This is a genomic window from Flavobacterium limi (genome assembly GCF_010645075.1).
Taxonomy (GTDB): Bacteria; Bacteroidota; Bacteroidia; order Flavobacteriales; family Flavobacteriaceae; genus Flavobacterium; species Flavobacterium limi.
In genome coordinates this window covers 314,053-328,696 of sequence record NZ_JAADZV010000003.1, presented here as the reverse complement: position 1 = coordinate 328,696, position 14,644 = coordinate 314,053, and the positions used below count along the sequence as shown (strand labels likewise).

General features: G+C 32.3%; 13 protein-coding genes. 12 read left to right on the top strand and 1 reads right to left on the bottom strand.

What is annotated here, in order from left to right; genetic code table 11:
- Positions 1-106: 106 nt before the first annotated feature.
- The 4 genes from eno (at position 107) to ctlX (ending at position 4,812) form a co-directional block, all read left to right on the top strand.
- Positions 107-1,399, top strand: a complete 1,293-nt coding sequence (gene eno / locus GXM16_RS08585) for a phosphopyruvate hydratase (RefSeq protein WP_163393982.1) — start codon at positions 107-109, stop codon at positions 1,397-1,399.
- A 155-nt stretch (positions 1,400-1,554) separates the two neighbouring features.
- Complete coding sequence (locus GXM16_RS08580; protein WP_163393981.1) at positions 1,555-2,832, top strand: citrate synthase; 1,278 nt, start codon at positions 1,555-1,557, stop codon at positions 2,830-2,832.
- A gap of 64 nt (positions 2,833-2,896) precedes the next feature.
- The gene (locus tag GXM16_RS08575; RefSeq protein WP_163393980.1) at positions 2,897-3,811 is read left to right on the top strand and encodes a dimethylarginine dimethylaminohydrolase family protein; all 915 of its coding nucleotides are present in this window, start codon (positions 2,897-2,899) and stop codon (positions 3,809-3,811) included.
- 65 nt (positions 3,812-3,876) lie between these two features.
- Entirely contained in the window at positions 3,877-4,812 is a 936-nt protein-coding gene (gene ctlX / locus GXM16_RS08570; RefSeq protein ID WP_163393979.1) for a citrulline utilization hydrolase CtlX, read from the top strand.
- Positions 4,813-4,893: 81 nt separating this feature from the next.
- Here the strand turns inward: ctlX and GXM16_RS08565 are convergent, their stop codons facing one another.
- On the bottom strand, positions 4,894-5,523 hold the full coding sequence (locus GXM16_RS08565; RefSeq protein WP_163393978.1) for a MarC family NAAT transporter: 630 nt from the start codon (positions 5,521-5,523) through the stop codon (positions 4,894-4,896).
- A gap of 153 nt (positions 5,524-5,676) precedes the next feature.
- On the opposite strand from GXM16_RS08565, the gene GXM16_RS08560 reads away from it, so the two are divergent.
- The 8 genes from GXM16_RS08560 to GXM16_RS08525 all read left to right on the top strand — a co-directional run bounded on the left by GXM16_RS08560 (position 5,677) and on the right by GXM16_RS08525 (position 14,642).
- Positions 5,677-6,042 carry a CoA-binding protein gene (locus tag GXM16_RS08560; RefSeq protein ID WP_163393977.1) on the top strand — a complete coding sequence of 122 codons (366 nt, stop codon included), beginning with the start codon at positions 5,677-5,679 and terminating at the stop codon, positions 6,040-6,042.
- Between the two features lie 179 nt (positions 6,043-6,221).
- Positions 6,222-6,842 (top strand): recombination mediator RecR, encoded by a 621-nt coding sequence (gene recR, locus GXM16_RS08555; RefSeq protein ID WP_163393976.1) that lies wholly within the window; start codon positions 6,222-6,224, stop codon positions 6,840-6,842.
- A 69-nt stretch (positions 6,843-6,911) separates the two neighbouring features.
- Positions 6,912-7,703: a polysaccharide biosynthesis/export family protein gene (locus GXM16_RS08550; RefSeq protein ID WP_163393975.1), complete on the top strand. Its 792-nt coding sequence runs from the start codon at positions 6,912-6,914 to the stop codon at positions 7,701-7,703.
- Positions 7,704-7,716: 13 nt separating this feature from the next.
- Complete coding sequence (locus GXM16_RS08545; RefSeq protein ID WP_163393974.1) at positions 7,717-10,170, top strand: exopolysaccharide transport family protein; 2,454 nt, start codon at positions 7,717-7,719, stop codon at positions 10,168-10,170.
- A 10-nt stretch (positions 10,171-10,180) separates the two neighbouring features.
- Complete coding sequence (locus GXM16_RS08540; protein ID WP_163393973.1) at positions 10,181-11,164, top strand: SDR family oxidoreductase; 984 nt, start codon at positions 10,181-10,183, stop codon at positions 11,162-11,164.
- A gap of 22 nt (positions 11,165-11,186) precedes the next feature.
- Complete coding sequence (locus GXM16_RS08535) at positions 11,187-12,578, top strand: UDP-glucose 6-dehydrogenase (RefSeq protein WP_163393972.1); 1,392 nt, start codon at positions 11,187-11,189, stop codon at positions 12,576-12,578.
- Between the two features lie 11 nt (positions 12,579-12,589).
- A complete protein-coding gene (locus GXM16_RS08530; protein WP_163393971.1) occupies positions 12,590-13,066 on the top strand; it encodes a UpxY family transcription antiterminator in 477 nt (158 codons plus the stop codon).
- A 292-nt stretch (positions 13,067-13,358) separates the two neighbouring features.
- Positions 13,359-14,642: a nucleotide sugar dehydrogenase gene (locus GXM16_RS08525; RefSeq protein WP_163393970.1), complete on the top strand. Its 1,284-nt coding sequence runs from the start codon at positions 13,359-13,361 to the stop codon at positions 14,640-14,642.
- The last annotated feature ends 2 nt before the right edge of the window (positions 14,643-14,644 follow it).

The following is a 14,644-nucleotide window of genomic DNA, read 5'->3' as shown; positions in this document are numbered from 1 at the left end:
ATGTAGTTAATAAATAAAGATGTTTAATGTCTAAAATGCATTTATAGTATTAAATATTTTTATAATTTCGAAAAAAAATATAATTTATTAATAAAAAACAAAAATAATGAGTATTATAATTAAAGTTCACGCAAGACAAATTCTTGATTCTAGAGGGAATCCTACTATTGAGGTAGATGTAGTAACTGAAAATGGAGTTTTAGGTAGAGCTGCGGTTCCATCTGGAGCTTCAACTGGAGAGCACGAAGCTGTTGAATTACGTGATGGAGGTAAGGCTTATCTAGGTAAAGGTGTTTTGAATGCAGTGAATAATGTAAATACTATTATTGCTGAAGAATTGGTTGGGACTTCTGTTTTCGAACAAAATACAATTGACCAATTAATGATTGATTTAGATGGAACTCCAAATAAATCTAAATTAGGAGCTAATGCTATTTTAGGTGTTTCTTTAGCTGCTGCAAAAGCTGCTGCTAACGAACTTGGCTTGCCATTATACAGATACGTAGGTGGTGTTTCTGCTAATACGTTACCAGTTCCAATGATGAATATCATCAATGGTGGTTCTCACTCTGATGCGCCTATCGCATTCCAAGAGTTTATGATTTTCCCAGTAAAAGCAACTTCTTTTACGCATGCAATGCAAATGGGAACTGAAATTTTTCACAACTTGAAAAAAGTATTACACGATAGAGGTTTAAGTACAGCAGTAGGTGATGAAGGAGGTTTCGCTCCAAACTTAGCTGGTGGAACTGAAGATGCTTTAGATACTATTAAATTAGCAGTTGAAAAAGCTGGTTATTCTTTCGGCGACGAAATTATGATCGCTCTTGACTGTGCTGCTTCTGAGTTTTATGTAAATGGTAAATACGATTACACTAAATTTGAAGGGGAAACAGGAAAAATCAGAACTTCTGAAGAACAAGCTCAGTACTTAGCTGAACTTGCTGCTAAATATCCAATTATCTCTATCGAAGACGGTATGTACGAAGATGACTGGGATGGATGGAAAGCTTTAACTGAAAAAATTGGTGATAAAGTTCAATTAGTAGGTGATGATTTATTTGTTACTAATGTTGCTCGATTGTCAACTGGTATTGAAAAAGGTATTGCTAATTCTATTTTGGTGAAAGTAAACCAAATTGGCACTTTAACTGAAACTATTGCAGCGGTAAACATGGCGAAAAACGCTGGTTATACATCTGTAATGTCTCACCGTTCAGGAGAAACAGAAGATAATACAATTGCTGATTTAGCTGTTGCTTTGAATTGTGGACAAATTAAAACCGGATCTGCTTCTCGTTCTGATCGTATGGCTAAATACAATCAATTATTAAGAATTGAAGAAGAATTGGGAAGTACTGCTTATTTTCCGGGGTTAAGTGCTTTTAAAATCAAATAATTTAAAGAGTTATATAGTATAATCGAGCCATTCGTGTAAACGGATGGCTTTTTTTTGGAGTTTTAACAAATTCATAGTATTATTCCTTTTTTAATTAGTGTTAAATTCCTTAGATTTGATAAATTATTATTTTAAAGAATTATTTCCCATATATTATGTCAAAAATAGCTACATTAGAAGTAGATGGTAAGAAAGTTGAACTTCCGGTAATCACAGGAAGTGAAAATGAATCGGCTATCGATATTAACAAATTACGTGACTTAACTGGTATTATTACTATTGATCCTGGTTATAAAAACTCTGGCTCTTGCAAAAGTGAAATAACTTTCTTAGATGGAGAATTAGGAATTCTGCGTTACAGAGGGTATTCAATAGAAGAATTAGCTGAAAAGGCTAGTTTTTTAGAAACTTCTTATCTTTTAATTTTTGGAGAGTTGCCAACTGCTCAGCAATTAGAACAATTTGAAAATGACATCAAAAAACATTCTTTGGTGAACGAAGAAATGAAAAATATTATTGATGGTTTTCCAAAAACGGCACACCCAATGGGGGTTCTGTCAGCTTTAACTAGTGCATTAACGGCATTCAATCCAAAAGCTGTTAATGTTGATAATGACAAAGAAATGTATGAGGCTATCTGTAAAATGATGTCTAAGTTTCTTGTGATTGCAACATGGACATATAGAAAGTCAATGGGGTATCCTTTAAATTACTATGATAATACAAAAGGGTATGTAGAAAACTTTATGCAGTTGATGTTTCAATTGCCTACCGGGCCTTACAAAGCAAGTCCAGTTGTTATTGATGCGTTGGATAAATTATTTATTTTACATGCTGATCACGAACAAAACTGTTCAACATCTACAGTAAGAATGGTTGGTTCATCGCATGCAGGTTTATATGCTTCTATTTCTGCAGGAGTTTCTGCTCTTTGGGGACCTCTTCATGGTGGTGCAAACCAGGCAGTTCTTGAGATGCTAGAAGATATTAATAAAGATGGTGGAGATACTGATAAATTTTTAGCGAAAGCAAAAGATAAAAATGACCCATTCCGTTTAATGGGATTCGGGCATAGAGTTTATAAAAACTTTGATCCAAGAGCTAAAATTATCAAAAAAGCAGCTAAAGAAGTTTTAGAAACGTTAGGTGTTGAAGATCCGATTTTAGATATTGCAAGAAAACTAGAAACAGCAGCTCTTGAAGATGATTACTTTAAATCAAGAAACCTATATCCAAACGTTGATTTTTACTCTGGAATTATTTACAGAGCATTAGGGATTCCAACTGACATGTTTACTGTTATGTTTGCTATTGGAAGATTGCCGGGTTGGATTGCACAATGGAAAGAAATGCGTGAAAATAAAGAACCAATTGGACGACCAAGACAAATTTATACAGGTCATCCATTGAGAGAGTTTAAATCTAATAAATAATCATATTGAAAGCTTCACTTAACTGTGGGGCTTTTTTTTATATTTGCAACAAAATCTAATAATTATGTTGCAATTAAATATTAAGAACGAAACTTCAAGACTCCGTGCAGTAGTTTTGGGTTCTGCTGTTCAAAATGGGCCAACTCCGTCAATTGAGGAAGCTTATGATCCTAAATCATTGGAACATATTAAAGCAGGTACTTATCCTCTTGAAAAGGATATGGTTGTTGAAATGGAAGCTTTTAATGCTGTTTTTCAAAGATATGGAATTAATGTTTATCGTCCGGAAACGATAGAAAATTACAATCAAATTTTTGCCAGAGATATTGGTTTTGTAATTGGTGATGTGTTTGTCAAATCAAACATTTTGCCTGACAGAGAACACGAACTTGATGCAATACAGTATGTAATTGATCAAATTGATCCTTTAAAAGTGATTCGCCCTCCAGAGGAAGTTCATATTGAAGGCGGGGATGTTATGCTTTGGAATGATCATATTTTTATTGGGACTTATAAAGGGAGTGATTATAAAGATTACATAACTGCAAGAACCAACATGCACGGAGTGAATTATATTAAAAATTTGTTTCCGAATAAAATTGTAAAAGAGTTTGATCTGGTCAAATCCAAAATTGAAGCCCGTGACAATGCTTTACATTTAGACTGTTGTTTTCAGCCTGTTGGAAAAGATAAAGGGATTATTTATAAGAGAGGCTTTCGCGAAGAAGCTGATTATATGTATTTGGTAAAACTTTTTGGTAAAGAAAATTTATTTCATATAGAAAGAAATGAAATGTATAATATGTTTTCTAATGTATTCTCAATCGATGAAAATATTGTAGTTTCTGAGAAGAATTTTACCAGATTAAACAACTGGTTACGGGCTAAAGGTTTTATAGTTGAAGAAATTCCGTATGCTGAAATCGCAAAGCAGGAAGGATTGCTGAGATGCTCAACTTTGCCATTGATTAGAGATTAATGTTTTAGGTTTATATTGTTTAATTTATACTTTAACCTGAAACCTGAATAAAAAATATAAAAATTATGAAACAAACAACTAATGCAATAGTGATGATACGTCCGGTTGCATTCAGAATGAATGAGCAAACAGCTGTAAACAACTATTATCAAAAAGTATTGGAAGGGCTTTTGCCAAGCACAGTAAATGCAAAAGCGCGACAGGAATTTGATGTTTTTGTAGAAAAACTAAGAGCAGTTGGTGTTGATGTTACAGTGGTAGAAGATACATTAGAAACAGATACACCGGATAGTATTTTTCCAAACAACTGGATTTCTTTTCATGAAAATGGAGAAGTAGCATTATATCCAATGTTTGCTCAAAATCGTCGTCAGGAACGTCGGGAAGATATTTTGGATGTTTTAGAAGAAAAAGGTTTTGAGATTAGCGATATCATGGACTATACATCTGCAGAAGAAGATAATATTTTTCTTGAGGGAACAGGAAGTTTACTTTTAGACAGAGCTAACGGAAAAGCATATTGCGCATTATCACCTCGCGCAGATGAGGAATTGGTTATCGAATTCTGTGAAGATTTTGACTATGCTCCGGTAATTTTTGAAGCTTTTCAAACGGTAGATGGCGAACGCAAACTCATCTATCATACTAATGTAATGATGTGTATAGGTGAAACATTTGCGGTCATTTGTGCGGATAGTATTGATGATAAAAAGGAGCGTAAAATGGTTTTGGAAAACCTGAAAGCAGACAATAAAGAAATCATTTTGATTACGGAAGCGCAAGTGAATAACTTTGCAGGTAATATGTTAGAGGTACGAGGTAAGAATGATAAAAAATATATTGTTATGAGTACATCAGCGCATCAGAGTCTGACTGAAAAACAAATTAAACAATTAGAAAAGCATGCTGAAATTTTAAGTTCAAGTTTAGACACGATTGAAGCTTGTGGAGGCGGGAGTGCAAGGTGCATGATGGCTGAAGTTTTTTTGCCAAGAAGCTAATTTAATTTAAAATTCCAAATTCCTAGAACTGAACTACAGTTTTGGAGTTTGGAATTTCATATTTAAAAATATCTGAAGAATCTACATCAGATTTCCTTTTACGATATTAATTATAGAACTCACTATATATTGAATTCCTATGGCAATTACGATAAAACCGATTATTCTGGAAATAGCGACAATACCTGAAGCTCCTAAAATACGGGCCAAGTAATGTGCACTTTTTAGAATAATAAAAATTGTTATTGAAATTGCCAAAATAGCTAAGCTTGAAATAACTATTTCTCCCATTTCATGGTGCTCCTGATAAAAAGCAATTAATAAAGAAATAGATCCAGGTCCTGCCAGCATCGGAATTGCTAATGGGGTTAATGCAATGTCATTTCTCTTTTGTGCATCGTTTTCAATCTTTTTGTTAATTCCTCTTTTCTTGCTGATTTTTCCGGATAACAATGAAAAACCTGAGTTTAAAATCACAAGCCCGCCTGCAATACGAAGTGCATCAATACTGATTCCGAAAAAAGTCAGTACATATTGTCCAATAAAAAAAGAAACAATCAAAATGATAAAAACGTTAATAGCAGTCCATAAAGAAATTCTGGATCGTTCACCGTCAGTGTCATCATGAGTAAGTCCTACAAAGATAGGTACAGTCCCAATTGGATTTAAAACAGAGAAAAGAGCAGCAAATAAATAAATGAATAAATCCATAACGTGTTTAATTGGTAAGTAAAAGTAATTAAATTTTAAGATTTTGTTCTAGAATGACGTTAGGATATTGTATTTTTTTCCTTATTGTTTCTAAATGAATAAAGAACAGAAAATTCGAGCTTTTTGATTACTTTTGTGATATATTCAAAAATAATGAAAAATAAAAAAACTTTGGTTCTTGGGGCCACAACAAAACCGGAACGTTATGCTTTTAGAGCAATAAACATACTGACTCAAAAAGGGCATACTGTTTTGGCAATAGGTCAGAATGCCGGAGAAGTTGCGGGAGTAAAAATCCATACTAAGGCTATTCCAGTCACTAATATAGATACAGTCACTTTATATTTAAATCCGGTTCGTCAGCGTGATTACTATAATTATATTGTAGAGGCACAGCCTAAGAGGGTAATTTTTAATCCAGGGACTGAGAATCCTGAGCTGTATCAATTGCTTGAGCTTAATAATATTAAAATTGAAGTTGCCTGTACATTAGTTTTATTAGCAACAAATCAATATTAATTTTTTTTAGAAGCTATTTCCTGCTGTACACTATATCTTTTGCGCTGAACCCCGGCACAAAAGGATGTCTTTTCCATCAGGGCTAGAAATAAAGTTTATGAAAAACTTCGTGTCAGCAGATACAATATGTAAGTTTTTTCGATCCTCCAATTAAACCATTTAAATATTACTTTTGTTTCATGGAATTTTCATCGAAATTAATAGAAAAAGCAGTTAATGAAATGTCGCAATTGCCGGGAATAGGTAAACGTACAGCATTGCGTTTGGTGCTTCATTTATTAAAACAGCCAAAAGAACAAACAGTTTTTTTATCACAGGCATTATTAAATATGCGTAAAGATATTGAATTTTGCGAAAATTGTCATAACATTTCGGATACAAAGCTTTGTGGGATTTGCGCTAATTCGGCTAGAAATCATCAGACCATTTGTGTTGTTGAAGATATCAGGGATGTAATGGCTATTGAAAATACAGGACAATATAAAGGGGTTTATCATGTTTTGGGGGGGAAGATTTCCCCTATAGAAGGAGTTGGGCCAGGTCAGCTAAATATCACAACTTTGGTAGAAAAAGTAAAGTTGGGGAAAGTTGTCGAAATTATATTTGCCTTAAGTTCAACAATGGAGGGTGACACAACAAATTTTTATATTTATAAACAAATTGCTGATTCTGAAATTACAATTTCTACAATTGCAAGGGGGATTTCAGTAGGAGATGAATTAGAATATGCGGATGAAATTACACTTGGCCGTAGTATTTTACACCGTGTACCTTTCGAAAAAACATTTAGAAACAATTAATAAATACAAATTAAGTAAGATTTTCTGAAAATTGCAGGAATAGCTATATTTGCTTATAAAATTTTAAAAATGACAAAAAACTGTTTTTATTTATTACTGATTAGTACGTTTTTTACATCATGTATTCCAGTAAAAGATTTAGTGTATTTACAGGATACAGGAACAGCCGGAAATGAAACTACCGTTTCTGCGGTTGAATCAAAACCTTACAGATTACAAGTTAATGATGTTTTAAGTATAGATATTAAAGCAATAGATCCTAAGTTGGTTGCTATTTTTAAGTCTTCAGAAACTTCAAATACAAGTGGAGCTAAATCAGAATCTGAATTGTATTTTAATGGATTTGTCATTGATGATCATGGAAATATAAGAATGCCAATTTTAGGCGAAATTAATGTAATTGGATATACACTTGAAGAAGTACGTGTCAAAATTGAAAAAAAACTACTTGAAGAATACTTTAAAACAGAAGCCAATATATTTGTTACCGTTAAATTAGGAGGTTTCAGATATACAATAAACGGTGAAGTAGGAAGTACAGGTACTAAAATATTATTTAAGGAACATGTAAACATTATGGAAGCAATTGCAAATGCGGGTGATATTACTACTGTTGGTGATCGCAAAGCGGTGACTGTAATACGTCAAACACCAACAGGTGTTCAGATGAATGATGTTGACTTAACAGATGTAAATGTAATGAAATCACCTTATTATTACTTGCAACCGAATGATTATGTGTATGTAAAACCATTGAAGCAAAAAACTTGGGGAACAGGGCAAACCGGTATTCAGTCAATAGGCACTATAATAACTTTATTGTCATTGGCTACAACGGTATACTTAATTATCAAAAATTAACTAAACTCAAGAGATGTTAGATATAAAAGATTTTTCCATTTTTGAAAATCATTCAAGTTTTGATTTTAAAGGATTTTTGCTAAAAATTTTTGGGTATTGGAAATTGTTTCTGGCCAGTTTAATTATTGCGTTTACCATAGCTTATCAGGTTAATATTCGAAAAGAAAAGATTTATAACATGAAAACTTTAATTTCGATTAAAGAAGAAAGTAATCCTTTTTTTACTTCAAATACAAGTTTGGTTTTTAACTGGGGTGGTATTTCAGATCAGGTAAGTGGTATTTCTACTATTCTGCAATCCAGGTCTCACAATGAATTAGTGGTAGATAAATTACAGTATTATATAGATTATCTTGAAAAAGGAGAGTATAATATGATTGATGTTTATGGGGCCGTACCATTTTATGTTAACATTGATAAAACAAAACCTCAATTAGCGGGGACATTAATTAGTATTAAATTTTTAAGTCCAAATGAATATGAAATTAGGATTCCGTTTGAGAATAATTCGGTTTCACTAATTACATATTCTAATAATAGTTATAGCAATACAACAGTTCAGCCTGTTGAATTTGTTAAAAAATATAAAGTTGGTGAAAAAGTTGTGTTGCCATTTTTGAATTTGAATTTAGAAATAACCGATAATCCTGGCTATTATACTGGAAGAGAGTATTTTGTTAGATTTAATGATTTTGATGCAATAGTTTCCCGATATAGAGGAATTGGCGTGGAAGCTGATGAAAAAGCCGGTTCTATTCTTACATTGTCCCTACAAGGTACAAATAAAGCCAGAATGGTTGAATATTTGAATTCGACTGTTAGAATGCTAATCAAGATGCAATTAGATGGTAAAAATCAATTCGCTACAAATACAATAGCCTTTATTGATAGTACATTAGTGGCAATGGAATCTCAGTTAAAAGAAACTGGAAATGAACTTAAATCTTTCAGAAAGGATAAAAATATATATGAAATAGAAGAAGGGGGAGAAAAGGTTTCTGAGAAGATTCTCAATTTTGATGTTGAAAGAGATGCATTAACACGCAAAATTGCCTATTACAATTCTTTAAAAGCATATTTAAAAAATAGCGTTGATTATTCTAAACTACCTGCGCCAACTGTTGCAGGAATTGAAGATCCAAATATCGTTACAAACGTCTCGAAAATTATTGCTTTATCCGCTCAGAGATCTGAAATGGCATATGCTGTTAAAAGCGATAAAATTTTTAAAGATTTTGATAATCAAATGGTAGCTGTGAAAAATGTTTTACTCGAAAACATAGCATCTGCCAAGTCATCTTTACAATATGATTTAGCTTTAGTTAACAACAAGATCGGCGAAGCTGAGAGTAGTATTAAAAAACTTCCGGAGGAACAACAAGAATTATTGAAAATCAAAAGGAAGTATGATTTAAGCGATAATATCTATAGTACATTTCTTCAAAAAAGAAATGAAGCAGAGATTGTAAAGGCATCTAATTTATCTGATATACATTTTATAGATAGTGCAAAAGATATAGGCGGAGGATTGATTGGGCCAAAAACTTCTGTGAATTATGTATTAGCTTTGTTTTTAGGTATCTTGGTTCCATTAATTATTGTTTTCCTGCTTTTTTTTATTAATAATACGATTCAAAATGCCGATGATATTAGCAGACAAACACAAATTCCATTAATAGGAGTTGTAGGTATTAATAAAGAAAATACCAGTTTAGCAGTTTTTCAAAAACCAAAATCGGCCTTATCTGAAGCTTTTAGAGGTATTCGTTCCTCGCTGCAGTTTATGTATAAAAAAAGGCAATTAGACGGAGCAAAAACATTAATGATTACATCTTCAATTAGTGGAGAAGGAAAAACATTCTGCTCAATTAATATTGCAACAGTTTTTGCATTGAGTGAAAAAAAGACAGTGATAATAGGAATGGATTTAAGAAAACCAAGATTGGCGGACGAATTCAATTTGGTAAATCAATACGGTGTTGTCAATTATTTGATAAAGCAAAAGACTCTTTCTGAAATTGTAAATAAAACTCAGATTCCATATCTTGATGTTATTCTTTCTGGACCAATCCCCCCTAATCCTTCAGAATTAATTATAAGTGAAGTAATGGGCGAATTAATAGAAGAGCTTAAAAGAACATATGATTATATAATACTTGATACGCCTCCTGTTGGACTTGTTTCGGATGCACTGGAATTAATGCAGTTTAGTGATGTTACCTTGTATGTGGTGAGACAGAATTATTCAAAAAAAGAAATGATAACTTTACTAAACAACCGGGTTAAAAGGGGGGAGTTAAGTAATGTCAGCATTATTTTAAATGGTTTTGAAAACAAAGCAAAATATGGATCTGCATATGGTTATGGATATTATGGGGGTTATGGGGCATATTCAAATGGTTATCATGATGAGGAAAAAAAAGTATGGTTTCCTAAAAGTATTTTTAAAAGATTTAAAAAGCAATAATTTAAAATAGATGAAATTGAACGCTCAAAGTACTATTTTAATAACAGGCGGGGCAGGTTTTATTGGCTCTAATCTATGTGAGTATTTTTTAAAATCCGGACAAAAAGTAATTTGTTTAGATAATTTTTCAACCGGACATCGTCACAATTTAAAAGATTTTATTTCGAATAAGAATTTTAAATTAATTGAAGGTGATATTCGAAATATGTCTGATTGTAATTTGGCTGTTGAGGAAGTAGATTATATATTGCATCAGGCTGCATTAGGTTCTGTTCCGAGGTCAATAAATGATCCGATTACTACTAATGATGTTAATGTCACAGGTTTTTTAAATATGTTAGTTGCTGCACGTGATGCTAAGGTAAAACGCTTTATCTATGCTGCAAGTTCTTCTACATATGGGGATTCTGAGGGGCTGCCTAAGGTAGAAGAGGTAATTGGAAAACCATTGTCGCCCTATGCAATTACTAAATATGTAAATGAATTATATGCAGAAATTTTTGGCAAAACATATGGACTGGAAACTATAGGTTTGCGTTATTTTAATGTTTTTGGAAGAAGGCAAGACCCAAAAGGGGCTTATGCAGCAGTAATCCCTAAATTTGTGATGCAATTAATGAATTATGAAAGTCCTGTAATTAATGGTGATGGAAATTATTCAAGGGATTTTACTTATATTGATAATGTAATTCAAATGAATGCTCTGGCTATTTCGTCTGATGATTCTGAAGCAATAAATACGGTTTATAATACGGCATTTGGAGATAGGAATACTTTGAATGATTTAGTTAGGTATTTAAAAAAATATCTAGCAGAATTTGATTCGAAAATTGCTGATGTACCAATTGTTTATGGAGAAACAAGAATTGGAGACATACCCCATTCATTAGCAAGTATTAAAAAAGCCAAAATGATGTTAGGGTATAATCCTGAATATTCACTTAAAGATGGGTTGAAAGAAGCAGTATATTGGTATTGGAATAATTTAAAATAAAAAGGAAGTACATAAAGAAAATATGAAAATCACAAAAATTTGTTGCATCGGTGCAGGTTATGTAGGAGGTCCAACTATGGCAGTAATTGCGCAAAAATGTCCACATATTCAAGTAACTGTTGTTGATTTGAATGAACAGAGAATAAAAGACTGGAATGATCCAAATACAGATAACCTGCCAATCTATGAGCCAGGACTTTCTGAAGTCGTAGCTGAAGCCAGAGGTAGAAATCTTTTTTTTTCAACCAATGTTGAACAAGCCATAGATCAAGCTGAGGTTATTTTTATTTCAGTAAACACACCTACTAAAACTTACGGTAAAGGAAAAGGGATGGCCGCAGATTTAAAATACATAGAGTTGTGTGCCAGACAAATTGCGAAAGTGGCTAAAAGCAATAAAATAGTTGTCGAAAAATCAACCTTGCCTGTTCGAACTGCTGAGGCTATAAAAAGTATTTTAGATAATACAGGAAATGGTGTACAATTCCAAATTCTTTCTAATCCCGAATTTTTAGCAGAGGGAACTGCTGTTACTGATTTATTAAATCCTGACAGGATTCTTATAGGAGGGGATTCAACTCCAGAGGGAAATGATGCGATTAATGCTTTAGTAGATGTGTATGCTAATTGGGTTAGTAAAGATAAAATCCTGACTACAAATGTTTGGTCGTCTGAATTGTCTAAACTTACAGCAAATGCTTTTTTAGCACAACGAATTTCATCAATTAATGCAATGTCTGAACTGTGTGAGAAAACTGGCGCAGATGTAAATGAAGTAGCTCGTGCTATTGGAATGGATAGTCGTATTGGGTCTAAGTTTTTGAAGGCTTCCGTAGGGTTTGGAGGTTCGTGTTTTCAAAAGGATATTCTAAATTTGGTTTATATCGCAAAATCTTACGGATTAAATGAAGTTGCTGATTACTGGGAACAAGTGATTATTATGAATGACTATCAAAAAAGAAGATTTTCAAATAAAATCGTTCAGACTTTATATAATACGGTAGCTGATAAAAAAATAACTTTTTTGGGATGGGCATTTAAAAAAGATACAAACGACACACGTGAATCTGCGGCAATATATGTGGCAAATGATTTGATAAACGAACAGGCTAAAATATCAGTTTACGATCCAAAGGTTTCAAAAAATAAGATTTTAAGCGATTTAGATTACTTAGATACAAGAAAGCCTTCAGAAAATGCAGATGCTGTTCTGACATTTGAAAGTCCTTATCAGGCGTGTGAAGGAGCGCATGCAATTGCAATTCTTACGGAATGGGATGAGTTTATAAAATATGATTGGCAAAAAATATATGATTCCATGCAAAAGCCAGCTTTTGTTTTTGACGGAAGAAATATATTAAATGCAAAAGAATTAAATAAAATTGGTTTTATTTACAACGCAATAGGTTCTTAAAAATGAATCGCATGAATTGGTATGTTGTTTATACGAAGCCTAAATGGGAAAAAAAAGTAGCAGAAAAACTGAATGAAATAGGTATAGAGTGCTATTGCCCAATAATTACTCAAATAAAACAATGGTCTGACAGAAAGAAAAAAGTTGAAATTCCTCTGTTTAATTCTTATGTTTTTGTTAAATTGCCTGATATGGATAGAAATTCTGTGTTTCAGGTTTCAGGAGTAGTACGTTATTTATTTTGGTTAGGCAAAGCGGCAATTGTTCGAAATGAAGAAATTACAGCAATAAAAGAAAATCTTTCAAATACAAATATTTCTGATGTTTGTATATTACCATATAAAAAAGGGGATAAGATAAAATTAGAAACGGGAGTTTTTAGTAGTCAGGACGCTGTAGTACAGGAAGTAACAAACACTCATTATATTTTGGTTTTAGAATCTTTAGGATGTCTTTTGAAGATTAAATACAAAAAAGACACGTTATAATTTTAAATAAAAAAGTATTATTTTTTCTTCGAGCAAGGTTCATAAGTTTAAAAAAAAGCAGAAGTCATTAAGTTTAATGATTTTTTGCTTTTTTTTTGAAATTTATTTTTTGTTTGTTGACTTACAGGGATTTAAATTTTATTTTTTTTTGATTAATTATAAGACTATTTCAAGGTTGATAAAATTGACTTATTGTACTATATTTGCTGAAATTGAATTTTTTGATATTCATGTCATATGTGACTTTGAATGGCGAAGCCGTGCAATGTGATAAACGAAATTAAGGAAAAATATGAATAATAACGTAAAAATAGCCGTTATAGGATTAGGTTATGTAGGTTTACCTTTGGCTCGTTTATTTGCTACAAAATATCTTGTAGCAGGTTTTGATATTAATGAATCAAGAGTTATAAGTTTAAAGCAAGGTCTTGATACTACATTAGAAGTTGAGGATACTGTTTTGCAAGATGTATTGATTGATACACTAGATGAGAAAAAAGGTCTATACTGTACTTCAGATCTAAAAAATATTTCAGATTGTAATTATTTTATAATAACTGTTCCAACTCCGGTAGATAAAAATAATCGTCCGGATTTAACTCCCTTGTATAAAGCAAGCGAAGCAGTAGGTAAGGTGCTAAAACAAGGTGATGTTGTTATTTATGAATCAACAGTGTATCCAGGTGTGACAGAAGAACAATGTGTACCTGTTTTAGAAAAAGTATCAGGATTAAAATTCAATGAGGGTTTTTTTGCCGGATATTCACCCGAGAGAATTAATCCTGGTGATAAAGAGCATACAGTAGAGAAAATTTTGAAAATTACATCTGGTTCTACATCAGAAATTGGTTTAAAAGTAGATGCACTTTATAAATCTGTTATTACTGCGGGTACTTATCTTGCACCAACAATTAAAGTTGCTGAAGCAGCTAAGGTTATTGAAAATTCACAACGAGATATTAACATTGCGTTTGTTAATGAGCTTGCAAAAATATTTAACCTGATGAATATTGATACGCAGGAAGTATTAGCTGCTGCAGCTACAAAATGGAATTTTCTCCCTTTTAAACCAGGTTTAGTAGGAGGACACTGTATAGGTGTTGATCCTTATTATCTTGCACAGCGCGCACAAGAATTTGGATATCATCCTGAAATAATTTTAGCAGGCCGCCGTTTAAACGATAGCATGGGCGAATATATAGCATCTCAGGTGGTAAAATTAATGATTAAAAAAGGTATTTCTGTGAATAATGCTGAGCTTTTGATGCTTGGAATTACTTTTAAAGAAAATTGCCCTGATGTACGCAACACTAAAATTGTAGATGTTATAAGAGCATTAAAGGAGTATGGTATTTCAGTTACAATATTTGATCCCATAGCGAATATAGAAGAAGTTGAAAAAGAATATGGACTAGCAATAACAAATGTTGTCCCAAAAGCACAATTTGATGCAATAGTTTTAGGAGTTTCACACTCTGATTTTTTAAAATTAAATTTTCTGGAAATTCAAAAAACAAATAGTTTAATATACGATGTAAAAGGAGTTTTAGGAACTATAGCGAATAGTAGACTATAGTT